This window comes from Pigmentiphaga sp. YJ18, from assembly GCF_038066655.1.
In the GTDB taxonomy this organism is placed as follows: Bacteria; Pseudomonadota; Gammaproteobacteria; order Burkholderiales; family Burkholderiaceae_B; genus Pigmentiphaga.
Genome location: NZ_JBBUKU010000006.1, coordinates 24,333 through 46,990, shown reverse-complemented (window position 1 = coordinate 46,990; position 22,658 = coordinate 24,333). Strand labels below are relative to the sequence as shown.

Annotated in this window: 21 protein-coding genes; 10 read left to right on the top strand and 11 right to left on the bottom strand. The window is 68.8% G+C overall.

Annotated elements, in window-relative coordinates; all coding sequences use genetic code 11:
- Genes narH through WKR98_RS26970 form a run of 5 tightly spaced genes read left to right on the top strand, consistent with a single transcriptional unit; the run spans position 1 to position 4,954 of the window.
- Positions 1-1,545 carry a nitrate reductase subunit beta gene (narH, locus tag WKR98_RS26990; RefSeq protein WP_124691011.1) on the top strand — a complete coding sequence of 515 codons (1,545 nt, stop codon included), beginning with the start codon at positions 1-3 and terminating at the stop codon, positions 1,543-1,545.
- A complete protein-coding gene (gene narJ, locus WKR98_RS26985) occupies positions 1,542-2,210 on the top strand; it encodes a nitrate reductase molybdenum cofactor assembly chaperone (RefSeq protein WP_341435170.1) in 669 nt (222 codons plus the stop codon). Before narH ends, narJ begins: the two co-directional genes overlap by 4 nt.
- Positions 2,203-2,892 carry a respiratory nitrate reductase subunit gamma gene (narI, locus tag WKR98_RS26980; protein ID WP_124691009.1) on the top strand — a complete coding sequence of 230 codons (690 nt, stop codon included), beginning with the start codon at positions 2,203-2,205 and terminating at the stop codon, positions 2,890-2,892. The genes narJ and narI overlap by 8 nt, the downstream gene beginning before the upstream one ends.
- 11 nt (positions 2,893-2,903) lie before the next feature.
- Entirely contained in the window at positions 2,904-3,647 is a 744-nt protein-coding gene (locus WKR98_RS26975) for a peptidylprolyl isomerase (protein ID WP_124691008.1), read from the top strand.
- Between the two features lie 50 nt (positions 3,648-3,697).
- Entirely contained in the window at positions 3,698-4,954 is a 1,257-nt protein-coding gene (locus WKR98_RS26970) for an MFS transporter (RefSeq protein WP_370282552.1), read from the top strand.
- 13 nt (positions 4,955-4,967) lie between these two features.
- Here WKR98_RS26970 and WKR98_RS26965 read toward each other — a convergent pair whose 3' ends face one another.
- The 4 genes from WKR98_RS26965 to WKR98_RS26950 all read right to left on the bottom strand — a co-directional run bounded on the left by WKR98_RS26965 (position 4,968) and on the right by WKR98_RS26950 (position 9,032).
- Positions 4,968-6,029, bottom strand: a complete 1,062-nt coding sequence (locus WKR98_RS26965; protein ID WP_341435169.1) for an aromatic ring-hydroxylating dioxygenase subunit alpha — start codon at positions 6,027-6,029, stop codon at positions 4,968-4,970.
- Between the two features lie 106 nt (positions 6,030-6,135).
- Positions 6,136-7,068, bottom strand: a complete 933-nt coding sequence (locus WKR98_RS26960; protein ID WP_341435168.1) for a LysR family transcriptional regulator — start codon at positions 7,066-7,068, stop codon at positions 6,136-6,138.
- A gap of 33 nt (positions 7,069-7,101) precedes the next feature.
- A complete protein-coding gene (locus tag WKR98_RS26955; protein WP_341435167.1) occupies positions 7,102-8,271 on the bottom strand; it encodes an ABC transporter substrate-binding protein in 1,170 nt (389 codons plus the stop codon).
- A gap of 161 nt (positions 8,272-8,432) precedes the next feature.
- Positions 8,433-9,032 carry a MarR family winged helix-turn-helix transcriptional regulator gene (locus tag WKR98_RS26950; RefSeq protein ID WP_341435166.1) on the bottom strand — a complete coding sequence of 200 codons (600 nt, stop codon included), beginning with the start codon at positions 9,030-9,032 and terminating at the stop codon, positions 8,433-8,435.
- A gap of 169 nt (positions 9,033-9,201) precedes the next feature.
- On the opposite strand from WKR98_RS26950, the gene WKR98_RS26945 reads away from it, so the two are divergent.
- Both WKR98_RS26945 and WKR98_RS26940 read left to right on the top strand, forming a co-directional pair.
- Positions 9,202-10,224: a Bug family tripartite tricarboxylate transporter substrate binding protein gene (locus tag WKR98_RS26945; protein ID WP_124691002.1), complete on the top strand. Its 1,023-nt coding sequence runs from the start codon at positions 9,202-9,204 to the stop codon at positions 10,222-10,224.
- Between the two features lie 25 nt (positions 10,225-10,249).
- Positions 10,250-11,431, top strand: a complete 1,182-nt coding sequence (locus WKR98_RS26940) for an aromatic ring-hydroxylating dioxygenase subunit alpha (protein WP_341435165.1) — start codon at positions 10,250-10,252, stop codon at positions 11,429-11,431.
- Here the strand turns inward: WKR98_RS26940 and WKR98_RS26935 are convergent.
- On the bottom strand, positions 11,397-12,386 hold the full coding sequence (locus WKR98_RS26935) for a LysR family transcriptional regulator (RefSeq protein WP_341435164.1): 990 nt from the start codon (positions 12,384-12,386) through the stop codon (positions 11,397-11,399). The two genes, WKR98_RS26940 and WKR98_RS26935, sit on opposite strands and share 35 nt — an antisense overlap.
- A gap of 124 nt (positions 12,387-12,510) precedes the next feature.
- Between WKR98_RS26935 and WKR98_RS26930 the strand changes: the two genes are divergently transcribed.
- Together WKR98_RS26930 and WKR98_RS26925 are read left to right on the top strand one after the other, a co-directional pair.
- A complete protein-coding gene (locus tag WKR98_RS26930; RefSeq protein WP_341435163.1) occupies positions 12,511-13,503 on the top strand; it encodes a Bug family tripartite tricarboxylate transporter substrate binding protein in 993 nt (330 codons plus the stop codon).
- On the top strand, positions 13,500-14,471 hold the full coding sequence (locus WKR98_RS26925) for a hypothetical protein (protein WP_341435162.1): 972 nt from the start codon (positions 13,500-13,502) through the stop codon (positions 14,469-14,471). Before WKR98_RS26930 ends, WKR98_RS26925 begins: the two co-directional genes overlap by 4 nt.
- Positions 14,472-14,492: 21 nt before the next feature.
- Here the strand turns inward: WKR98_RS26925 and WKR98_RS26920 are convergent, their stop codons facing one another.
- From WKR98_RS26920 to WKR98_RS26900, 5 genes are all read right to left on the bottom strand, one after another.
- Positions 14,493-15,248, bottom strand: coding sequence for an SDR family oxidoreductase (locus tag WKR98_RS26920; protein ID WP_124690998.1), 756 nt, complete (start codon positions 15,246-15,248; stop codon positions 14,493-14,495).
- A gap of 139 nt (positions 15,249-15,387) precedes the next feature.
- Positions 15,388-16,029, bottom strand: a complete 642-nt coding sequence (gene pcaG / locus WKR98_RS26915; RefSeq protein ID WP_124690997.1) for a protocatechuate 3,4-dioxygenase subunit alpha — start codon at positions 16,027-16,029, stop codon at positions 15,388-15,390.
- Between the two features lie 14 nt (positions 16,030-16,043).
- Complete coding sequence (gene pcaH, locus WKR98_RS26910) at positions 16,044-16,775, bottom strand: protocatechuate 3,4-dioxygenase subunit beta (RefSeq protein ID WP_124690996.1); 732 nt, start codon at positions 16,773-16,775, stop codon at positions 16,044-16,046.
- A gap of 123 nt (positions 16,776-16,898) precedes the next feature.
- A complete protein-coding gene (locus WKR98_RS26905) occupies positions 16,899-17,846 on the bottom strand; it encodes a LysR substrate-binding domain-containing protein (protein ID WP_124690995.1) in 948 nt (315 codons plus the stop codon).
- Between the two features lie 68 nt (positions 17,847-17,914).
- Complete coding sequence (locus WKR98_RS26900; protein WP_341435161.1) at positions 17,915-20,287, bottom strand: membrane-bound PQQ-dependent dehydrogenase, glucose/quinate/shikimate family; 2,373 nt, start codon at positions 20,285-20,287, stop codon at positions 17,915-17,917.
- A gap of 246 nt (positions 20,288-20,533) precedes the next feature.
- Between WKR98_RS26900 and WKR98_RS26895 the strand changes: the two genes are divergently transcribed.
- Entirely contained in the window at positions 20,534-21,733 is a 1,200-nt protein-coding gene (locus tag WKR98_RS26895) for a multidrug effflux MFS transporter (RefSeq protein WP_124690993.1), read from the top strand.
- 7 nt (positions 21,734-21,740) lie between these two features.
- Here the strand turns inward: WKR98_RS26895 and WKR98_RS26890 are convergent, their stop codons facing one another.
- Positions 21,741-22,631 carry a LysR family transcriptional regulator gene (locus WKR98_RS26890; protein WP_341435160.1) on the bottom strand — a complete coding sequence of 297 codons (891 nt, stop codon included), beginning with the start codon at positions 22,629-22,631 and terminating at the stop codon, positions 21,741-21,743.
- Between the last annotated feature and the right edge of the window lie 27 nt (positions 22,632-22,658).

Genomic DNA, 22,658 nt, shown 5'->3' with positions numbered 1-22,658 from the left:
ATGAAGATCCGCGCGCAGATCGCGATGGTGCTGAACCTGGACAAGTGCATCGGCTGCCATACCTGTTCGGTTACCTGCAAGAACGTCTGGACCTCGCGCCAGGGGGTGGAATACGCCTGGTTCAATAATGTCGAGACCAAGCCCGGCGTCGGCTTTCCCAAGGATTGGGAGAACCAGAAGCGCTGGAACAGCGGCTGGCGGCGCCGCCCGGACGGCAGGATAGAGCCGCGCCAGGGCGGCAAGCTCAAGCTGCTGGCGAACATCTTCGCCAATCCCAACCTGCCCGAGATCGACGACTACTACGAACCCTTCACCTTCGACTACGACCATTTGCAGTCGGCGCCGGAACAGCAGGCCGCCCCTACCGCCCGGCCGCGCTCGCTCATCACCGGGCAGCGCATGGAGAAGATCGAGTGGGGGCCCAACTGGGAAGAGATCCTGGGCGGGGAGTTCTCCAAGCGATCCCAGGACTACAACTTCGAGGACGTCCAGAAAGAGATCTACGGGCAGTTCGAGAACACCTTCATGATGTACCTGCCGCGCCTGTGCGAGCACTGCCTGAATCCCAGCTGCGTGGCGAGCTGCCCGTCGGGTTCGATCTACAAGCGCGAGGAGGACGGCGTGGTGCTGGTCGACCAGGACAAGTGCCGCGGCTGGCGCATGTGCGTGTCGGGCTGCCCCTACAAGAAGATCTACTACAACTGGCACAGCGGCAAGGCGGAGAAGTGCATCTTCTGCTATCCGCGCATCGAGGCTGGCCAGCCTACCGTCTGTTCGGAAACCTGCGTGGGGCGGATCCGCTACCTGGGGGTGCTGCTGTACGACGCCGACCGCATCGAACAGGCGGCGGCGGTCGAGCACGAGAAGGACCTGTACCAGGCGCAACTGGACGTATTCCTGGATCCGCACGACCCGGCCGTCGCCGCCCAGGCGCTGGCCGACGGGGTCCCGCAGTCGTGGCTGGACGCGGCGCGCGTGTCCCCGACCTACAAGATGGCGGTGGAGTGGAAGATCGCGTTTCCGCTGCACCCGGAGTACCGCACGCTGCCCATGGTCTGGTACGTGCCGCCGCTATCGCCCATCCAGTCCGCCGCCCACAGCGGACAGATCGGCTCCTTCGGCGAGCTGCCCGACGTGAAGTCGCTGCGCATCCCGCTGCGCTATCTGGCCAACATGCTGACGGCCGGCGACGAGGCGCCGGTGGCCCTGGCGCTGGAGCGCCTGCTGGCGATGCGCGCCTTCATGCGGGCCCGTACGGTGGACCGGCAGGAGCGGCGCGACATCCTGGACCAGGTCGGCCTGACCCTGGCCCAGGTCGAGGACATGTACCGCTATCTCGCCATCGCCAACTACGAGGATCGCTTCGTCATCCCCACCGCCCATCGCGAGTACGCCGAGAACGCCTTCGACCTGAAGGGCTCCTGCGGCTTCACCTTCGGCGACGGCTGTTCGAACGGCGTCTCGCAGACCTCGCTGTTCGGCGCGCCGCCCCGCGACCGCGCGGAGCAGCCGGTGACGTTCATGGAAGTGCAGCGCAGCCGATGACCTATACCGTGCTTTCCACCCTGCTGGCCTATCCCGACGCCGAGATGGTGGCGGCGCTGCCCGAGCTGCGGTCGGCCCTGGCGCCGGCCGACGCCGCCACGCTGGCGCCGCTGTTCGCGATGATGGAGGGCAAGCCCGACCTGATCGCGCTGCAGGAGGAGTACGTGGCGACCTTCGACCGGCGCCCGGCCCATTCGCTGCACCTGTTCGAGCATGTCCACGGCGAATCGCGCGACCGTGGACAGGCCATGGTGAACCTGCACGAGGAATACCTGCGGCATGGCCTGGAGCCCCGGCCCGGGGAACTGCCGGACTATGTGCCGATGTTCCTGGAGTTCCTGGGCCAGTTGCCGGCGCCGCAGGCGGCGGTCCTGCTGGGCGATGCGATCCACGTGCTGGCCCGCATCGGCGACAAGCTCGACGCGGCGGGCAGCCCGTACGCCCGGGCCTTCGACGTGCTGCGGCGCCTGACCGACGTCCAGCCCCAGGCCCTGCCCGAGCCGCCCGAGGGGGACATGGAGGAAGGCATGGTCACGTTCGGCCCCGGGGCCGGCATGACCGAGCCGGCCCTGCGCGCGCACGGCCAGCCGCAGCCGGTGCGCTTCCACGCAACCGACCCGCGGCGCGCGGCGGCCGGGACGGGCAAGGGAGGAAACCATGGGTGACTACCTGTACCACTTCTTCTTCGCGATCTATCCGTACATCGCGCTGGCGATCTTCCTGCTGGGCAGCCTGGCCCGGTTCGAGCGCGGGCAGTACACGTGGAAGAGCGACTCCAGCCAGTTGCTCAAGCGCGGCACGCTGCGCTGGGGCAGCAATCTTTTCCACATCGGCATCATCTCGCTGTTCTTCACGCATCTGGTCGGCCTTTTGACGCCGCCCGCCGTCTATCATGCGATGGGCATTTCCACCGGGCTCAAGCAGACGATGGCGATCGTCGTCGGGGCCATCCTGGGGCTGGTCTGCCTGGCGGGGCTGCTGCTGTTGATCTGGCGGCGCTGGTCCGAGCCGCGCATCGCGGCGACCTCGCGTTTCTCCGACTGGCTGACCCTGGTCTGGATACTGATCGTCCTGGCGCTGGGGCTCCTGTCCATCCTGACCTCGATGCAGCACAAGGACGGCGCGGTCATGATCGCGCTGGGCGAGTGGGCGCAGCGCATCGTGACCTTCCGCGGCGGCGCCGCCGAGGCCATGGCGGGCACGCCCGTCATCTACCACGTGCATATGGTGCTGGGCATGACGCTGTTCGCGATCTTTCCGTTCACGCGGCTGGTGCACGTGTGGAGCGGATTCGGCTCGGTCGCCTACCTGGGGCGCGCCTGGCAGCTGGTGCGGCCGCGCGGATGAGGGGGGACGGCATGATATCGGTCAACGGCGTCATCATCGACGAGGCGCGGCTGGCGTCGGAGGCCCGGCGTCACCAGGAGGCCGTCGATCCCATGGAAAGCGCCGCGCAGGAACTGGTGCTGCGGGAACTGTTGGTCCAGCGGGCCCGCGCGCTGGGCGTCGGCACGCAAGGCGACGAGGCGGTACGGGCCGTGCTGGCGGCGGACGTGCGCACGCCCAGCGCCGACGAGGCCGCCTGCCGCCGTTACTACGACATGCACGGCGAGCGCTTCGTGGTCGATGCGTGGGTCGAGGTCGAACACATCCTGTTCCAGCTGACGCCGCGCATCCGCGCGCCCGTGCTGCGCCATCGGGCCGGCGAGATCCTGCAGGCCCTGGCGCAGGCAGGCCCGGCGGCCTTCGCCGACATGGCGCGGCAATATTCCAACTGTCCCTCGGCCGTGGCCGGCGGCGGGCTGGGCACGATACGGCGCGGCGAAACGGTGCCGGAGTTCGAGGCCGAGGTATTCGCCATGCCGGCGCATACGCTGCGCGAGCGGCTGGTCGAGACCCGGTACGGTTTCCACATCGTCCGTACCGGCGCCCGGGACCCGGGCCGCACGCTGGCTTTCGAGGACGCCCACGCGCGCATCGCCGAGTGGCTGCAGGCCGCCAGCCTGCGCCGCGCCACCCACCAGTACCTGCAATGGCTCGTGGGCCAGGCCGACATCAAGGGGTTGGACATGCAGGGGGCGGATTCGCCGCTGCTGCAATAGCGCGTGGTGCGAACGCAGGCGCCGGACGGGGCGGGCCGTCGATCGGGAGAATGCTCATGACGACTCCATTCAAGGCGTACTCGGTGCTGTATGCCAGCACCCTGGCCTTCATGGTGTGTTTCGTGGTGTGGATGATGTTCGGCGTGCTGGGCATACAGATACGCGAGGAACTGAGCCTGGATGCCTTCCGTTTCGGCCTGCTCACCTCCACGCCCGTGCTGACCGGCGCGGTGTTCCGCCTGCCGCTGGGAATATGGACCGACCGGTTCGGCGGGCGCATCGTCATGACCGTGCTGCTGCTGGTCTGCGCGGTTCCGGTCTATCTCGTCAGCTATGCGCAGCAGCTCTGGCAGTTCCTGGCCATCGGGCTGTTCCTGGGCCTGGTGGGCGCTTCGTTCGCGGTGGGCACGCCCTATGTCGCGCGCTTCTTCCCGCCCGAGCGGCGTGGCTTCGCGATGGGCTTCTTCGGCGCCGGCACGGTCGGGGCCGCGGTGAACCTGTTCCTGACGCCGGTGCTGCTGGAGCTCTACGGCTGGCGTACGGTGCCGCGGATCTATGCCGTCGCCCTGCTGGCGACCGCCGCGATCTTCTGGCTGGCCGCCGCGCCCGATCCGGGCGCGGGCAAGAAGGGCGCGGGCTTGCGCGAGTCGATGGCCGTGCTCAGGAACCCCAAGGTCTGGAAGTACTGCCAGTACTACTCGATCACCTTCGGCGGCTTCACGGCGTTGTCGCTGTGGATCCCGCAGTACTTCAAGGCCGAGTACGGGCTGTCGCTGGCCATGGCGGCGGGGCTGGCGGCCGGGTTCTCGCTGCCCGGCTCGGTGCTGCGCGCGGTGGGCGGCGTGCTGGCCGACCGTTTCGGCGCCCACAACACGACCTGGTGGTGCCTGTGGGTGGCCTGGGTCTGCCTGTTCCTGCTGTCCTATCCGGATACCACGCTGGTGATCAAGACCATGGACGGCACCGCGAACCTGCACATCTACCTGCCGATGTGGCTGTTCACCGCGCTGCTGTTCGTGCTGGGCATGGTGTTCGCATTCGGCATGGCATCCACCTTCAAGTACGTGGCGGACGATTTCCCCGAGAACATGGGGCTGGTGTCGGGCGTCGTCGGGCTGGCCGGCGGCCTGGGCGGCTTTCTGCTGCCGCTCATGTTCGGCTTCCTAGCCGATCTCCTGGAGGTGCGTTCGAGCTGCTTCATGCTGCTCTACGGCGTGGTCTGGGTGTCGCTGATCATCATGTACCTGTCCGAGGTCCGGCGGGTGCAGATCTCGGGCGAAGTCATGGGCGCGGCGCCGTCCCGGTAGGCGCCGCGTCGGGTCAGGAGGCGGCCGTGCGCGGTTCGCGCGCCGCCTCGCGTTCCCGCTCCGCCATGCGCGCCAGCACCTGGCGCGTCAGCAGCGATCCGGCATCGAAGGGCACGCTGACGGCCCCGTGGGCCACCGCGCCGTCCCGCAGGTGGTCGTGCAAGGCCTGCTGCGCTTCCAGCGCGATCACGTCCTGGTCCGCCACTTCCCGCGCGCCGCGGTCCATGCGTTCGAGCGTGGCCGGATCCACGCCTTCCCATTCCAGGGACACCCACGACCAGTAATGTGTGGCGCCGCAGCCGTCGGGCGTCATGAAATGGGTGGTCGAGAAGGGATAGCGTTGCTCCGGGGCCCGCGAGGCCCAGACGGCCTGGCGGATGCAGACGGCGGAAGGCGCCCGGAATTCGAAGCGCTGGTCATGGTCCATGGGCGCGCCCAGCGGCAGTCCCATCACGTCCGACCACAGCGGCGGCGTGCTGGATTCGCGCATGATGCGCGTGCTGACCACCGTGTCGCCGTGCTCGCGCGCGCGGGGGATGACGCGGGCCAGTTCCGGGTGTCCCTGCTGATCGTGATGGACGTAGGGCACGTGCGAGAAATCCAGCAGGTTCTCGATCAGCAATTGGTAGTGCGCGCGCAGGTGGGCGTAGTACGAGACCTTGGCCGAGCCGTCCAGCCATGGACAGTCGGGTATGAGCGCGGGGTCGGCAAGCGCGGGATCGCCCGGCCATATCCACAGCATGTCGTGGCGTTCGGCCAGGGGAAAGCGCTGGACGCGCGCGTCGCGCGGGATGCGCGGGGACGAGGGGATGTGGACGCACTCGCCGCTGCTGGCGAACGTGAAGCCATGGTAGCCGCAGCGGATGTCGTCGCCGACCAGGGCGCTGCGCGACAGCGGAAACTGCCGGTGCGCGCAGGCATCGAGCAGGGCGACAGGCTCGCCGGCCTCGGTCCGGTACAGCACGACGGGCGTGCCCAGCAGATGGCGTCCCAGCAGGGTGCGGCCGACCTCGGCCGAGGTGGCGGCGGCATACCAGGCGTTATGGATCAGGGGCGAAGTGGACGGCGCGGACATGGCGGTGTTTCCGTGAACGGGGGAAAGCCATCACGCTACCGGCGCGCCGCCGCCGCGGCCAACGAATAGTGGAAATACCCGGCATTCCCGCTGCAAATGCCGGCGCTCACGCAGGCGCGGCGCCGCCGTCCTGGAACAGGTCGGCGATGGTGCGGCGCAGCCAGGCGTGGCCCAGGTCGCGGTGGAAGCGTTCGTGCCACTGCTGCGTGATGTCCACCAGCGGCGCGTCGAACGGCAGCGGCAGGAAGCGCACGCCGGGGCTACCCGCGCAGGCCTGCGCCAGGCTGGCGGGAACGGCCACCAGCATGTCGGTGCCGGCGATGATCTCCGGCAGGCCCAGGCCATGGGTGACCTGCAGCACCACCTGGCGGCGCAGGTTGTGTTCGGAGAACAGCTTGTCGATGACGTCCTCGAAGAACGCGTGGCTGCCCACGGCCGGGCGGTACACCACGTGCGGCGCATGCATGTATTGCGCCAGCGTCATCGGGCCCCGTATGGCGGGGTGGTCGGCCGCCGCCATGCAGACGTAGTGATCGCTGAACAGCTTCTGGCGGTAGAAGCCCGCCTGGAAATGCAGGAAGAATCCCAGCGCGAGATCGATCTCGCCCGCCGCCATCAGCCGCGGCGCGTCACGGGGCGAGGCCTGCAGGGTGACGAGCTGTACGCCCGGGGACTCGCGCCGCAGCCGCCCCAGCAGGCGGGGCAGGAAGACGCGCTGGCCGGTGTCGCTGGCGTACAGGACGTACTGGCGCTGCGACGCGGCCGGCAGGAAGTCCTCGCGGTCGTCGATGGCCTGCCGGATCCTGTCCAGGCCCTCCCGCAGGGACGGCGCCAGGCGTTCGGCCATCGGCGTCGGGCTCATGCCCTGCGGCGTCTTGATGAACAAGGGGTCGTCGAAGGCGGCCCGCAGCCGGCGCAGTCCGTTGCTGACCGCCGACTGCGTCAGGCCCAGCTCTTCGCCGGCCAGGGTGGTGCTGCCGGTGCGCAGCACCGCGTCGAAGACCAGCAGCAGGTTCAGGTCCAGGGTGTTCAGGTTCATGGCCCGGCGGATGCCTTCAGGGCATGCCCGCCGTCAACGCATGGTACATCCATCGTGGTAGGCGTCCTGGACGCCCTTCATCGGGGTTTCCACCGTCTTGAGGGCGACCTGGTTCTCGCCGTCGCGCACGACCTGGAACACGTGCAGGTCCTGGATGGGGAAGTGGTTGTTGCCGAACTTGAAGTTGCCGCGCACCGAGTCGAAGCGGGCGGCCTTCAGCGCCGCCATGAAGGCGGGCTTGTCCGCGACGTTGCCCTTGACCGCGCCGATCGCCGCGTCCAGCAGCCGGGCCGCGTCGTAGCTGGTGGCGGCGTATTCCGACGGGGTGCGGCCATAGGCTGCCTCGAAGGCGGATACGAAGCGGCGGTTCGCCTCGGCCGGCAGGTCGGGGCCCCAGGTGCTGCCCAGCAGCACGCCCAGCGCCGCCTCGCGCAGCGCGGGCAGCGACACGCCGTCGACCACCGCGACGGACATCAGCGGGGTGCGCTCGGCCAGCCTCAGCTGGCGGTACTGGCGGACGAAGTTCACGCCGGGGCTGCCGGGGTAGAACGCGAAGACCGCGTCGGGCTTGTGGGCGGCGACGCGCGACAGCTCGGCCGAGAAGTCGAACTGGTCGAGCGGCGTATGGATCTCTTCCACGACCTCGTTCTTGAAGTAGCGCCGGAAGCCGGCCAGCACGTCCTTGCCCGCCTGGTAGTTGGGCGCCATCATCACGACGCGCTTGTAGCCCCGCTGGGTCGCGTACTTGCCCAGCACCTCGGCCTGCTGGTCGCCCTGGCGCGACACGATGAACTGGTAGGGCGAGCACTTGTCGCCGGCGATCGGCGAAGGCCCGGCGTTGGTGCCGATGACGAAGACTTCGCGCCGCGTGGCCAGCGGCTGTACCGACATCATGATGTTCGAGAACGTGATGCCGGCGATGATGGGCACCTTCTCCTTCTCGATCAGCTTGCGCGCGACCTGGACCGCCACGTCGGGCTTGAGCTGCGTGTCTTCCCGCAGCACTTCCACGGGGACGCCGCCCAGCTTGCCGCCGGCCTGCCGGATGCCCAGCATGAAGCCGTCGTACATGTCCTGGCCGAGGCCGGCCTGGGGGCCGGAGAATTCGCCCAGGAACCCGATTCTGACGGGCGTCTGGGCGAAGGCGGGCAGGGTACAGGCGGCGGCCAGCAGCGCGGCGGCCGGAAGGGCTTTCAGGGGCATCATCGTCTCCATCGTTCTGGGCGGCTCGCGGCCGTTCTTCCAGGGCCCGCGTGGCGGGACACTGGCCAGGAGACGGTATCACCGGGGTCCGGGCGGAATCTAACGAATAGCGTAAATACCCGGCATTTACCGGCGAAATGCGCGCGGCGCTGCTGGCCCGCCTATCCGCGGGCCAGCAGCGCCGCCAGCTGCTCGTGCAACTGCTGCAGCTTCGCCCGTTCGACCAGCAGGAGCCCGCGGGTCTCGATGCCATCCCCGGTCTCCTGGCGCGGGGCCGCCGGCTGCCCCGAGGCGGCTTCTTCCCGCGCCAGCATGGCCTGGGAATGGGTGGTCAGTTGCGCGACGCATTCGAGGAACACGCCGCGCCGGGCGGCGGGCAGCCCGTCCAGCCATTCGGCGTTGCGCTCGACCGCGTCGGCGTGGATGCGCGCGTGCATGTCCGCGCCCTGCGGCGTCAGGAGCAGATAGAACGAACGCTTGTCGGCGGGGTCGTCGCAGCGTTCGAGCAATCCCCGCTCTTGCAGCCGGGCGACCAGGCGGCTGCCGTGGCTCTTGTCCAGCCCGAGTTCGGCGCACAGACGGCGCAGCGAAATGGGCGCCTGCGCCCCGACGATGCCCAGGACATGGCACTCGACGCTGCGCAGCCCGAAGCGGCGCTGGTGCCGCAATTCGTTGCGGCTGGCCACGAGCGCGGCCAGCATCTCGAGCTGGAATGCCGGCAGGGTCTTGAAGGATGCGAGCTTCTTCTTGGCGGCGGGCATGGAGGGGACAGAAAGGCGAAACGCCAATGATAGGGGGTGGCCGCACGCGGCGGAGCGATTTTGCATGTCGTTGACAATGCAATGATATGCCGTTAATTTTAATATCGTTGCTAAAGCATATAAAGGGCCGCCGCGTATCCATCGCGCTCCAGGCCCCGAGGAGACGACCATGTCCTGTATCCGCCGTGCGTGGCACGCCCACGTCCGCATTGCCGCGCGGGGGTTCGCCGCCGCATCGCTGGCCTGGTTCGCGGCCGGCGCCGTCCATGCCCAGCCAGCGGGCGCCGGCGGCTTTCCCTCGCGCCCGGTGCGCATCATTCCCTACGGACCGGGCGGCAGCCCGATCGACCTGCTGGCCCGGGCCTATGCCGAACAACTGCGGCTGGCCTGGGGGCAGCCCGTGGTGGTCGACCCCAAGCCGGGGGCCAGCGGCATCTTGGCCGCGGACGCGGTCGCCAAGGCGCCGCCGGATGGCTACACGCTGCTCGTCACCCTGCAGACCACGCACATCAACAATCCCATTCTCCACGACAAGCTGCCCTACGACGCGGCCCGGGATTTCCAGCCGCTGTCCCAGCTCGCCATCGGCTCCGGCCCGGTGCTGGTGGCCGCCGCCTCGGCGCCGTACTCGAACCTGGCCGAGCTGGCGGACTACGCCAGGAAGCATCCCAGCCTGACCTACGGCACCTGGGGCGCGGGCACGATCGCCCATCTGTTCGGCGAACTGCTCAGGCGCGAAGCCATACCCGGCCTGATACACGTGCCCTACAAGACCGAATCCATCGCCCACCAGGACATGGAGGCGGGGCGGCTGGACCTGGCATGGGCCAATCCGGGCACCGCCCGCAACATGTCGCAGGCGGGAAAGATGAAGGTCCTGGGCGTACCGGGGCGCCAGCGCGCGCCCATACTCGCGGCCGTGCCCACGTTCCTGGAACAGGGCTTCAAGGGCTTCGAACTCGAAGGATGGATAGGCGCCTACGCGCCCGCCGGCATTCCGTCCGCGGTGCGCGACAAGCTCGTGGCCAGCCTGCAGGCGGCCACCCGCACGGACGAGGTGCGCACCCGCATCGTCGATATCGGATTCCAGCCGGTGGCCAACCGGCCCGACGAATTCACGGCCAATGCCCGCGCGGACTACGCCCGCTTCAAGCGACTGGTGGACGCCGCCGGGGTGACGCTGAAGAACTGAACCCAGGACACGAGGACGAGGAAACATGACGACCACGACATCGCCGGATGCCGGCACCGCGTACGAGCGCAAGCCCGCCACCTACAACGCCACGCTGACGCAGGTCGGACGCGGCACGCCCATGGGTGAACTGCTGCGCCGCTACTGGCATCCCATCGGCGTGTCGGCCGACGCGAGCGAAGTGCCGCGCCAGGTGCGCGCGCTGGGCGAGGACCTGATCCTGTTCCGCGACGGCCAGGGACGGCCCGGCCTGCTGTATCAGCACTGCGCCCACCGCGGCACCTCGCTGTACTACGGCCGTGTCGAGGACGGCGGCATACGCTGCTGCTACCACGGCTGGCTGTTCGACGTGCAAGGCCATTGCGCCGACCAGCCCTGCGAGCCGCAAGGCGGCCTGTCGCGCGACCGCATCCGCCAGCCCTGGTACCCCGTGGAGGAGCGCTACGGCCTGATCTTCGCCTACATGGGCCCGCCGGGCAGGAAGCCGGTCCTGCCGCGCTACGCCGCGCTGGAAGACCTGGCCGAAGGCGAGTTCATCGAGGCCAACGACCAGAGCATAGGCGGGGGCGGGCCGCCAATCATCCCGTGCAACTGGCTCCAGCACTTCGAGAACGTGGTCGATCCCTTCCACGTCGCGATCCTGCACTCGAGCTTCAGCGGCACGCAGTTCGTGCCGCAGATGGGCGTGATGCCCGAAGTCACGTTCGACTACACGGACGCGGGCGTCAGCGCCACGGCGGTGCGGCGGCTGGATGACGGCAAGACGCTGCGCCGCGTGGGCGAGGCCGCGCTGCCCACCCTGCGGGTGATACCCAGCCCCCGGCTGGCCTACTACGGCACCGTGGAGTCGCTGGGCTGGGTGCTGCCCATCGACGACACCAGCTTCCGGATCTACACGGCGGGCCGGGTGCGCCGCGAAGGCGACATCGCGCGTTCGCGCTCGCGCATGAACGGCAAGCTCTGGGAGGAACTGACCGAGGCGGAGCACCAGCGCATGCCGGGCGACTACGAGGCTCAGGTCAGCCAGGGCGTGATCGCCTGGCATTCGGAGGAAAACCTGGCGACCTCGGACCGCGGCCTGGTCTTGTTGCGGCGCATGTTCAAGCAGCAGCTGGACGTCGTGGCGGCCGGGGGCGATCCCGTCGGCGTGAGCTTCGACCAGGACGCGCCGCCTATCGTCTTCGCGGCGGGGAATTTCCTGGAATAGCCGCCGCTGTTTTTTCCTCCAGCACGCGCAGGATCTCGCTCCGCACCCAGGTGTGCAGGGGCGACGTGTGCTGCCGCTTGGACCACACCATGAAGAACTCGATGTCGCGCAGCGGCTCGGGCAGCTCGATCGCGGCCAGCGGGAAGTGCCGCTGGTGCACCTCGGCCACGCAGGCGGGAAGGGTGGTGGCGTAGTCGGTCTCCAGCAGCACGTAGGGCGTGATGCCGAAGCCCGACAGGTAGGCCGAGAACGCCAGATCGCGATGGCGTGGCTTGAGCAGCCGGTCGAAGTTGGTGGGGCGTCCGTACATCTGCGCGAACGCGAACCACTTGATGCGTTCCAGGTCGTCCAGCGACAGGCGCTTGCGCCGGGCCATGGGGTGCGCGGCCGACAGCAGGCAGACCCGGCGGTCGGCGAACAGCCGCATGGCGTGGAAGCGCCGGGGGACCTCGCTGAACAGGCCGATGGCGATGTCCATGCGTTCGGCATCCAGGTCGTCCGGGATGAAGTCCCCGTGCACGGACTGGAAGCGCACGACCAGGCGCGGCGCCGCCGCGCGCAGGCGCTGCAGCAGCGGCGCGCCCAGCAGCAGTTCGATATGGGCGCCGGTGCCGATGTTGATGGTGCCGGTGGCGCCGGCGGGATCGAAGGCCTCGGGCGGGCTGAGCGCGTGTTCGATCCGGTCCAGCGCGTCGCGCACCACGGCATGAAGCTCCAGCGCGCGCTCGGTGGGCGTGAAGCGGCCCTTGGTCACCACCAGCAGAGGATCGTCCAGGGTGCGCCGCAGCCGGGCCAGCTCGCGGCTGATGGCCGGCTGGGTCTTGTGCAGCAGCGCGGCCGCCGCGGTGGCGCTGCGCGTCTTCATGAGCGCGTCGAAGGTCAGCAGCGCGTTCATGTCCATCCGGCGCAGGTTGGGCAGCTTCGCGCGGTCGGTCAGGGTATGTCTGGTGGTCATGATGGAGAAAGACTATAGCAACAATGGTATGGATGTCTTGCGATCCCGGCATTGGCCCGGCAGACGGCGGGCTGGATATAGTGCCCGGCATCCGGCCGTCCACAGGCCCATACAGGAGACATCGATGCATTCCATCCCGCACGAGCGTGCCCGCCGCTGGACCGCGGCGCTGGCCGTCGGCCTTGCCGCCATGGCCGCATGCGGCGGCGCCATCGCCGCCGACTTCCCCGCCAAGCCCATCACCGTGGTCGTGCCCTATCCGCCGGGCGGCACGCCCGACATCCTGGCGCGGGTGCTGGGCGAGACCCTGTCCAAGACACTGGGCCAGCCCCTGATCGTCGAGAACCGTGTCGGCGCCAGCGGCAACATCGGCGGCCAGGCCGTGGCGCGGGCCGAGCCCAACGGCTATACGCTGCTGATGTGCGCGTTCGGCTGCGCCGTCGCACCGTCGCTGTACAAGCCGGCTCCCTATGACGTGGTCAAGGACTTCGCGCCGGTGGCCATGATAGGCACCGTGCCCAGCGTGCTGGTCGTCAATCCCGGCGTGCCCGCCAAATCGGTGGCCGAACTGATCGCCTACGCCAAGGCCAATCCCGGCAAGCTCAACTCCGCTTCGTCCGGCATCGGCACCTCGGCCCACCTGGCGACGGAACTGCTCAACACCAAGGCCGGCATCCAGCTCACGCACATCCCGTACAAAGGGGCGGGCCAGGTCGCGGCGGATCTGCTGGGCGGCCAGGTCGACATGTACTTCGACAACCTGCCCGCGTCGCTGCCCAGCATCCGCTCGGGCAAGCTGCGCGCGCTGGCGGTGGCCAGCCAGAAGCGTTCGCCGTCGATTCCCGACGTGCCGACCTTCGCCGAGGCGGGGGTGCCCGATTTCCTGATCATTCCATGGTTCGGCATCATGGCGCCGGCACGCACGCCCGAGGCCGTGCTGGAGCGCTTGAACCAGGCCTTCGTGGCGGCCCTGAAGGCGCCGGAGGTGCAGACGCGGATGCAACAACTGGGCGTGGACGTCGCGCCGGGCTCGCGGCAGGCCCTGGCCCGGTTCATCGCGGGCGAGAACGAGAAGTGGAAAGCCATCATCCAGGCCAACAAGATCCGCGTCGAATGAGCAGGAAACCAGCCGCCGGCGATGCCCGGCCCGGGCGCGCCGGCCCCTTGCGGCTGCGCGACATGGGCGCCTTCCACGTCGGCGGGCGCGAGGTCGAATTGCGGGGCCTGCCGCCGCGCGAGCTGCTGATGGCCGAAGGCGGGCAGCCCGTGCGGGTGGACCCGAACGGCCACTACCGGGTCGAGCAGATGTACGCGCAGTATTTCCTGGCCGACCCCGCGCCCGATCGCGCGCCCATCCAGTTCTGGCACGGCGGCGGCATGACGGGCGCGGCCTGGGAGACCACGCCGGACGGCCGGCCGGGCTGGCTGCACTATTTCGTGCGGCGCGGCTGGGACTGCTATCTGTGCGATGCGGTCGAGCGGGGACGCTCGGGTTTCGCCCGCGTGCCCGAGGTCTGGCCCGAGGCGCCCGTCATCCAGACCGCCGAGGACATCTACGAGCGCTTCCGCATCGGCCAGCCCGGCAAGGCCGGGCAACGGTCGTCGCAGCCCTATGCAAACACCCGCTTTCCGGTCGAGGCTTTCGACAACCTGGTGCGTCAGATGGTGCCCCGCTGGACCAGCACCGACGCGGCCGTGCTGGCCGGCTACCTGGCCCTGCTGGAGAAGACCGGTCCGGCCATCGTGGTCTGCCATTCGCAAGCGGGCGTGTTCGGCCTGCGCGCGGCCCACGCCCGCCCGGACCTGGTGCGGGCCGTGGTGGCGCTAGAACCGGCCAGCATTCCCGCGCTGGAACCCCATCGCCCCTACCGCGTTCCCACGCTGGTCGTAATGGGCGACAACATGGATACCGATCCGCGCTGGCCGCGCATGCGCGCCCGCATCCGCGGCTTTGTGGCCGCTCATGACTCGGTGCGGCTGCTGTCGCTGCCCGAAAGCGGCATTGCGGGCAATTCGCACATGTTGATGATGGACCGCAACAGCCTGGAGATCGCGGACATCGTGCACGAGTGGCTGGCCGGATAGCTACTTCAGTCCGTGCAGTTGTCAGAACGCGTGGCGCGACATGCCGCCGTCGACCGGAATGACTGTGCCGGTGACATAGGCGGCACGCGGCGAGCAGAGGAATATCGCGACGTTGGCCAGCTCCTCGGCTTCGCCGAAGCGACCGGCGGGTATCTCGTGCCGGGCGAACTCCAGCTCGCTTTCGATGGTGGGGTAGCGCAGCGTCATCTGTTCGCTGTGGATGCGCCCCGGCTGCAAGCAGTTGACCGTGACGTTGTCCGCTGCGACCAGGCGCGACAGGCCCTTGGCCCAGATGTGCACGGCGGCCTTGGCGCTGAACGCGGCGTTCAGTATCTTGGGTTCGGACGTGCCGGTGATGTTGACCACGCGGCCCCACCGCCGCTCGCGCATGCCCGGGATCAGCGCCTGGGTCAGTTCGCGCAGGCGGAAGAAGTTGAGCGTCATCCCTTCCAGCCACAGGTCCGGACCGGCGTCGAAGTCCAGCGGCCGGCTGCCCCCTCCTGCATTGACCACGATGTCGACGTGCCCGAAGGCCGTCCGCGCCGATTGCACGATGCGTTCCACCGCGGTTTCCTGATAGAGATCGGCCTCGATGATGTGCGGCGCAGGGCCGCCGGCGGCCAGGATTCCGGCGGCGATGTCTTCCAGCAGCGGCCGGCGGCGTGCCACCAGGGCAACCCGCACTCCCTGTGCGGCAAGACCGATGGCGGTGGCCTTGCCTATGCCCTGGCTGGCGCCGGTGACTATTGCGGTGCGATCGCGCAGCTGCAGATCCATGTGGGCTCCTTCAGTGTGGGCTCGATGCGTGCATGCATGAAGCGTTGTCGCGACGACGCCCCCGTTCTTGACGCCTGGGCGTCTTGAAGCGGGGGCGTCCGGGGCCCGCCTGTCGGCGGGCCGTTCGCGACGGCTGTGGTCAGACGTCGAAGAACACCGTTTCCTTGCCGCCGTCCGGCGTGTCCTGGATACGGATGTCGAAGCGATACACCACCTTGCCGTCGCGTTCCTCGCGCTTGGCGATCAGCGTGTCGCGGCGGACTTCCCATTCGATGCCGTTGATGATGGGATCCTTGGCGTTGGCTGCCTTCTCGTCCTCGAAGTAGACGCGGGTATGCAGGCCGAGGTTGATGCCGCGGGCGAACAGGATCAGGCAGATGTGCGGGGCCTGCATCGTGCCGGGCTTGGCGCCGGGGACGGCGCCGGGCTTGATGGTCTCGAAGCTGTAGAAGCCGGTGTCGAAGTCGGCGCCGGTGCGGCCCCAGCCACGGAAGGCGGGGTCGATGGGCTTGTCCTGCGTGTCGGCCGGGTGGGCATACTTGCCGGCGGCGTTGGCCTGCCAGATTTCGACCAGCACGTCGCGCAGCACGGTGCCGCTGCCGTCGTACACCTGGCCTTCGAGGCGGATGCGTTCGCCCTTGGTCTCGGGCTTGACCAGCTTGTCGTCGAAGTTGTTCTCGAAGATGTCGAAGCCGGCCTGCTTGGGGGCGAGGCCGATATGCACGTACGGGCCGCCCGTTTGCGAGGCGGTTTCAGGAAGGAAGGTGATTTGGGTGCTCATGGTCCTGCCCTCGATCAATTTTCAAACCAGGTGGCGGTGCGGCCGCGCACCGTGATGTCGAAGCGGTAGCAGCGGCTGTCCAGCGCGATGAAGTTGCCGATGTCCTGCATGGCGATCAGGCCGCGGACCTGCTCTTCGTTGTTGATGGTCTTGAGGATGGGGCAGTGCGGGATGAGCGTGTCGCCCTCGAAGTACTGCTGCGTGATCAGGCGCTGGGCCCAGCCGTCGGCCAGGATGGAGAAGTGGATGTGCGAGGGGCGCCAGTCGTTGATGCGGTTGCGCCAGGGGTACGGACCGGGCTTGATGGTACGGAACATGTAGTAGCCGTTCTCGTCCGTCAGCATGCGTCCACAGCCGCCGAAGTTGGGGTCCAGGCTGCCGATGTAGGTGTCGTTCTTGTGGCGGTAGCGGCCGCTGGCATTGGCCTGCCACACTTCGATCAGGGCGTTCTTGACGGGGCGGCCGAACTGGTCGCGCAGGAAGCCGTGGACGATGACGCGTTCGCCGATGGGCAGGCCATCCTTGGCGAAGTTGGTGATCAGGTCGTTGTCCTTGGGGCCCAGCTCCTGGGGCTGGAAGACGGGCGAGGTGATCTCGGACAGCGTGCCGACGTTGGAGATCAGGGCCTTGCGCGGCGAGCGCAGCACGCTGGTCTTGTAGCCGGGAGTGAAGGCGGGCGGATGCGCGTCGCTGTCGCGCTGCACGAAGACGCCGGTCGTCGAGGGAGGCAGAAGGGGATTGCTCATGTCTCTGTACCGTTTGTGGGAATGTTCGCAGGGGCCACTGTAGTCACGCACCGGTCCAGGGGCAAGTGAAGAATATGCCGCTATGATATAACGGTGAGGAATATCTTGGGGCCCGGCCGGCCTTTAGGCGGGATCCCAGCCCAGGTCTTCGCACGCGGCCCGCCAGCGCACCGCCACGCCGCGCACCGTATCGGCCATGTCCCCGGCCAGCGGCCGGCTGGTGCCCGGCTGCGCCTGGGTGAAGAGTCCGACCGCCTCGGTCGCGGCCCCGGGCACGCGGCGCGCCACCAGCACGCCCTGTTCGAGGTCGGCCTTGACGGTGCTGAGCGAGGCGAACCACAAGGCATCGCTGTTCAGGGCCAGATTGCGCGCCAGGGGGATGGCCAGGGTTTCCAGGCGGTCATGGCTGGCGCCGGACCGCAACTGGCCCAGGAAACTGTCGGCCGCCTGGTAGATGCTGGTGCCGGGCAAGGGCAGAATGACCGGGTGGGCCGGCGCCTGCCAGGCCTGCCACTCGGTGCGCGCCAGCGGGTGCTGCGGCCGCATGGCCACGACCAGGGGTTCGCTCCATAGCGGCTCGAAGCGCAGTTCCAGCATGTGGTCGGGCTCGGCCAGCCGGCCCACGACCACGTCCAGCTCGCCTTGCCGCAGCCGCGCCAGCAGCTCCGGATTCATGCCGGTCTCCAAACGCACCGGGCCGTGGCGTCCGCGCGCGCGCCAACTGCGCAGGATCTCGTGCGGCAGGTCCACCGCCAGCGAGGGCAGCACGCCCAGCTTGACGGCATCGCCTTCCGGATCGCGCGCTTCGCCCAACGCCATTTCCAATGCCATCACGCCCTGGCGGGCATGCTGCACGAAGGCCATGCCCGCCGGCGTAAGGGCGACGCCGTGGCGCTGGCGGACCACCAGCGGCTTGCCGACGATCTCTTCCAGCTCCTTGATGATCTTGCTGACGGCGGGCTGGGTGATGGACAGGAACTCGGCCGCGGCCCGCATGTTGCCGTGCTGCGCGGTGGCGAGCAGGCAGCGGATGTGTTGCAGTCGGATGCGGTTGAGTTGCGGCGAGGTCATGCGGGCGGGCACCGTAAAGCCGTGATGGTACGGGCTTCCGGTGCCGCGGGCCAGCCGTCGCGGCGGGCTTATGGCCCTTTCGGCAGCGCGTACGCGATCACGTAATCCCCGCGGTCGGGCGACTGCCGCGCGCCGCCGGCCGAGATCACGACGAACTGCCGGCCGCTTTCGGGCGACATGTAGGTCATGGGCGTGGCCTGCGCGCCCACCGGCAGCCGGCCCTTCCACAGCTCCTTACCGGTCAGGACGTCGATGGCGCGCAGGTAGTAGTCCTGCGTGCCGGCATAGAACACCAGGCCCGATGCGGTCGTCAGCGGCCCGCCCAGCGTCGGCATGCCGATGGGGATCTGCAGGCCGGTCTTCATGCCGAGCGGCCCGGTGTCCTGCAGGGTGCTCAGCGGCGCCTGCCAGACGATCTTGCGGGTCTTCAGGTCGACGGCGGTCATGGTGCCGTAGGGCGGCGCGTGGCAGGGCACGCCCAGCGGCGACATGAAGCCGTTCTTCGAGATACCGTACGGCGTACCTTCCTGCGGCGCGTAGCCTTCATGGACCGAGGCGGCCTTGGTCGGATCCGGCGTCTCGTCGCGCGGGATCAGGCGGGCCCACTGCGGCATCCGGATGTCGTTGATCACCAGGTAGTCGAGCGCGGGCACGACCGAGACGCCGCCCCAGTTCATGCCGCCGTAGTAGCCGGGGTAGATCAGCGTGCGGCGGTCGCTGCGCAGCGGGGTGAAGTCGCCTTCGTAGCGCATCTTGCGGAACTCGATGCGGCACCACAACTGGTCGAAGAAGGTGGCGCCCCACATGCTGGCTTCGGTGAAGGGCGTGGTGCCGATGCCGGGCATGCCGACCGAATAGGGTTGCGTGGGCGAGGTCCAGTCGCCTTCCTGCGCGCCCTGCGGCACGGGGACTTCCTTGACCTCGGCCAGCGGCGTGCCGTCGCGCCGGTCCAGCAGGAAGATCTGGCCGCGCTTGGTGGCCTGGATCAGCGCGGGGACCGTGCCGCCCTTGCCGTCGGGCAGGTCGTGCAGGGTGGGCGGCGTGCCCACGTCGTAGTCCCAGAGGTCGTGGTGGGTGGTCTGGAATTTCCAGCGTTCGCGGCCGGTCTCGATGTCCAGCGCGACGATGGACGAGGCATATTCCTCGGCGGCCTTGCTGCGGTGGGCGCCCCAGAAGTCGGGCGGCGAATTGCCGGTGGGCAGGTACAGCAGGCCGAGCTTGTCGTCATAGGCCGGCGTGGACCAGACGTTGGGCGTGCCGCGCGTATACGAGCCGCCTTCGGGCGGCAGCTTGGTGATGGCGGGATTGCCCAGGTCCCAGGCCCAGACGAGTTCGCCGTTTTTCGCGCTGAAGGCGCGCACCGCGCCCGAGGGTTCGTCCACCGCGCGGTTGTCGTACACCCAGCCGCCGATGATGATGAGGTCGCGCGCGACCGTGGGCGCGGAGGTCTGGAAGTAGTAGCCGGGCTTGACCTCGCCCATGCCGGCCTTGAGGTCCACCGTGCCCTGGTTGCCGAAGGCCGTGCACGGCTTGCCGGTCCGGGCGTCGAGCTGGATCAGGCGGGCGTCGATGGTGCTGAGCACGATGCGTTGGCGGCAGGCGGCGTCGGCGGCGGCATCCGTCATCGAGGCGCCGGCGTCGTAGTAGCTCACGCCGCGGCAGCGCTGCCAGACCGGCGAGCTGGCCTTGGGATCGAATTTCCAGCGCTGCTCGCCGGTTTCCGCGTTCAACGCGAAGACCTGGTTGTGCGGCGTGCACAGGTACACGGTGTCGCCCACCTGCAGCGGCGTGTTCTGGTCCTCGGCGCCGTTGATGGCCGGCTCGCCGGTGCGGAAGGTCCACGCGACCTGCAGGTTGCCGACGTTGCTCTTGTCGATCTGGGTGAAGGGCGCGTAGCGGGTGCCCGCCGCGTCCCGCCCGTAGTGGTCCCAGTCGCCGCCCGAGGCGGCCGCCGGCACGGCGGTGGGAGCGTCACCGGTGGCGCTTACCGGGAAATGGGGCTGGAACATCAGGAAGCCGAAGCCGGCCAGCGCCAGCACGCACAGCACGGCCAGCGAATAGGCGCCCCGGTTGCCGCCCGGCGCGCCCACCGGACGCAGCAGCGGATGCAGCAGCGCGGCCACCAGCGCCAGCACGATCACGCCGACTAGGCGCGGCACCAGCTGCCAGAAGTCCAGTCCGACTTCCCAGAAGGACCAGGCCAGCGTGCCCAGGAAGACCAGCGCGAACAGCCAGGCCCCGGCGCGCGAACCGCGGGTGTAGCCCAGGCCGGACAGGACCAGCCCCACGCCGGCGATCAGGTAGTACCACGAGCCGTCCAGCGAGACGAGGCGCACGCCGCCGGCGCCGAGCACGAGGCCGATCAGGATGAGCACGATGCCGAAGATCAGGAGCGGAACGCGGCCCCGGCGGTGGGAAGGATAGGTGGAAGGATCGGTCATGGATTTCTCCAAAAGTGGGCCTTCCGCGAGCGCAAAGCGAGGACATGGCACGGGCGCCGCCCGGCGAGGGGGGCCTTGCGCAGCAGCACGGAGCAGGCTGCGTCGTTGTTCTGTAGTAAGAACATAACCCTTAGATGCGTAACGGTGTGTGACGTAAAGTTGCCGTGATGAGCAAAATTTAAGGGTTAACCCGTAATCAATCCGTATGGAACGCGTAGAATAGGCGGCCATTCCGATAGGTCCCCCATGCCCAAACATGCCCTGACCATCGTGCTGGCGCTGCTGACCATGGTCGGGCCGCTGGGCATCGATGCCTATTTGCCGTCGTTCCACGCGATCGGCGCCACCTTCGACGCGTCGCCGCTGGCGGTGCAGCAGACGCTGAGCCTGTACATCGCGGGCATGAGCGTCATGACCCTGTTCTACGGCACCTTGTCGGACTCGTTCGGCCGGCGGCCGGTCATGCTGGTATCGCTGGTGCTGTTCACGCTGACCTCGATCCTGGCCGCGCTGTCCACCAGCATAGGCATGCTGGTCGCGGTGCGGGTGCTGCAGGGGCTGTGCGCCGGCGCCGGCATGGTCATCGCGCGCGCCATGGTGCAGGACAAGTTCCAGGGCGGCGAGGCGCAGCGGATGATGGCCATGATCACCATGGTGTTTGGCGTGGCGCCCGCGCTGGCGCCGGTCCTGGGCGGCTGGCTGCAGGCCACGCTCGGCTGGCGGTCGGTGTTCTGGGCGCTGGCCTTATTCGGCGCCGGCCTGTGGGCGGTCAGCCGGCGGGTCCTGCGCGAGACGCTGCCGCCGGCCGGGCGCACGCCGTTCGACCTGCGCAGCATCGCCGCCAATTACCGGCGCTCGGTCAGCAGCCCCCGGTTCGTGCTGATGTCCGCCGGGATCGGCCTGGCGTTCTGCGGGCTGCCCTTGTACGTGGGCTCGGCCGCGGCCTACATCATGGACATCCTGCACCTGCCCGAGACCGCGTTCGGCTGGCTGTTCGTGCCCATGGTCGGCGGCCTGATGCTGGGCTCGGCCATGGCGAGCCGCTATGCGCATCGCATCCCGGCCGAACGCATGGTCCGGCTGGGTTTCCTGGTCATGGGGTTCGGCGTCGTGCTGTCCGTGATCTATACGAGCCTGTTCACGGCGGCCGTGCCGTATGCGGTGCTGCCCTTCGTGTTCTATACCTTCGGCCTGTCGCTGGCCTCGCCCAGCATGACGGTGATCGCGCTCAGCATCTTCCCCGAGATGCGGGGGCTCGCGGCCTCGATGCAGGGCTTCATCCAGATGGCGCTGTTCGCGCTGGTTTCCGGCCTGGTCGCGCCCATGGTGTTCGGCAGCGCGGCGGGCCTGGCCTGGACCCATGCCTTGCTGCTGGCGGCGGGACTGGGATTCTGGGAGGCGGGCAGCCGGGCGCGCACGGCGCCGGCCGCCGGACCGCGAGCCTGATCCGGCTTCAGACCTGGCGGCGCAGCACGTCCAGGAAGCTGCGCGCGGCGGCCGGCAGCGACCGGCCGCCGCGCGTCAGGATGCCCATCTCGCGCGAGACGCCGGGTCCGGCCAGCGGGATGGTGGCCAGCGCCGACATGTCGATCAGCCGGAGCGCCAGCCGCGGAATGGCGGCGATGCCCAGCCCCGCGGACACCATGGCGCCCACGACCGAGATGTTGGCGCATTCATAGCGCGCCTCGATGGCCAGGCCGCATTGCGCCATGACCTGGTCGGCGATCTGGCGGATGCTGCTGGCCGGCCCGCTGGCGACCAGCGGCCGTTCGGCCAGCACCGACCAGGACACCCGCCGGCGCGAGGCCAGGGGATCGTCGCGGCTGCACACGCAGACGAATTCGTCGCTGATCAGCGGCTCGAACGCGAGTCCGTCCTGCCGCGGCGGCGCCACCGAAATGGCGAAGTCCGCGCTGCCGTCCAGGACCCGCGTCCGCACGAATTCCGCCGACACCGGCTCGAGCGCGATCGTGACGCGTGGATGGGTGCCCTGGAATACCGACATGGCCCGGGGCAGCAGCGCCGCGGCGGCGGACGGCAGGCAGGCGATGGCGATGCGGCCGCGGCGGCCAGCCACGAATTCGGACAGGTCGCTGAGCGAGTCGTGGAATTCGCCCACGATGCGGCGGGCGATGGGCAGCAGTTCCTCGCCTTCGCGGGTCAGCTCCACGCGCCGCGTATTGCGGTCGAACAGGCGGGCGTCGAGCTTGTGCTCGGCGGACTGAACCGACCGGCTCAGAGCCGGTTGCGAGACGTGGACGCGTTCGGCGGCCAGGCGAAAATTGCGCAGCTCGGCCACGGCCAGGAAGGCTTCCAGTTCATGCACGGTCAAGGTCGATCGCATGCGGCGCCATCAATGATGAAAATGCAT

Coding starts and splice junctions, on each gene's coding strand:
- pcaG (WP_124690997.1), bottom strand. CDS start 16,029: ATGAGCACCCAAATCACCTTCCTTCCTGAAACCGCCTCGCAAACGGGC.
- WKR98_RS26940 (WP_341435165.1), top strand. CDS start 10,250: ATGACGACCACGACATCGCCGGATGCCGGCACCGCGTACGAGCGCAAG.
- WKR98_RS26965 (WP_341435169.1), bottom strand. CDS start 6,029: ATGTCCGCGCCGTCCACTTCGCCCCTGATCCATAACGCCTGGTATGCC.
- WKR98_RS26900 (WP_341435161.1), bottom strand. CDS start 20,287: ATGACCGATCCTTCCACCTATCCTTCCCACCGCCGGGGCCGCGTTCCG.
- WKR98_RS26945 (WP_124691002.1), top strand. CDS start 9,202: ATGTCCTGTATCCGCCGTGCGTGGCACGCCCACGTCCGCATTGCCGCG.
- WKR98_RS26890 (WP_341435160.1), bottom strand. CDS start 22,631: ATGCGATCGACCTTGACCGTGCATGAACTGGAAGCCTTCCTGGCCGTG.
- WKR98_RS26895 (WP_124690993.1), top strand. CDS start 20,534: ATGCCCAAACATGCCCTGACCATCGTGCTGGCGCTGCTGACCATGGTC.
- narJ (WP_341435170.1), top strand. CDS start 1,542: ATGACCTATACCGTGCTTTCCACCCTGCTGGCCTATCCCGACGCCGAG.
- WKR98_RS26930 (WP_341435163.1), top strand. CDS start 12,511: ATGCATTCCATCCCGCACGAGCGTGCCCGCCGCTGGACCGCGGCGCTG.
- WKR98_RS26975 (WP_124691008.1), top strand. CDS start 2,904: ATGATATCGGTCAACGGCGTCATCATCGACGAGGCGCGGCTGGCGTCG.
- WKR98_RS26960 (WP_341435168.1), bottom strand. CDS start 7,068: ATGAACCTGAACACCCTGGACCTGAACCTGCTGCTGGTCTTCGACGCG.
- WKR98_RS26950 (WP_341435166.1), bottom strand. CDS start 9,032: ATGCCCGCCGCCAAGAAGAAGCTCGCATCCTTCAAGACCCTGCCGGCA.
- WKR98_RS26925 (WP_341435162.1), top strand. CDS start 13,500: ATGAGCAGGAAACCAGCCGCCGGCGATGCCCGGCCCGGGCGCGCCGGC.
- WKR98_RS26935 (WP_341435164.1), bottom strand. CDS start 12,386: ATGACCACCAGACATACCCTGACCGACCGCGCGAAGCTGCCCAACCTG.
- WKR98_RS26955 (WP_341435167.1), bottom strand. CDS start 8,271: ATGCCCCTGAAAGCCCTTCCGGCCGCCGCGCTGCTGGCCGCCGCCTGT.
- WKR98_RS26905 (WP_124690995.1), bottom strand. CDS start 17,846: ATGACCTCGCCGCAACTCAACCGCATCCGACTGCAACACATCCGCTGC.
- narH (WP_124691011.1), top strand. CDS start 1: ATGAAGATCCGCGCGCAGATCGCGATGGTGCTGAACCTGGACAAGTGC.
- WKR98_RS26920 (WP_124690998.1), bottom strand. CDS start 15,248: ATGGATCTGCAGCTGCGCGATCGCACCGCAATAGTCACCGGCGCCAGC.
- WKR98_RS26970 (WP_370282552.1), top strand. CDS start 3,698: ATGCTCATGACGACTCCATTCAAGGCGTACTCGGTGCTGTATGCCAGC.
- pcaH (WP_124690996.1), bottom strand. CDS start 16,775: ATGAGCAATCCCCTTCTGCCTCCCTCGACGACCGGCGTCTTCGTGCAG.
- narI (WP_124691009.1), top strand. CDS start 2,203: ATGGGTGACTACCTGTACCACTTCTTCTTCGCGATCTATCCGTACATC.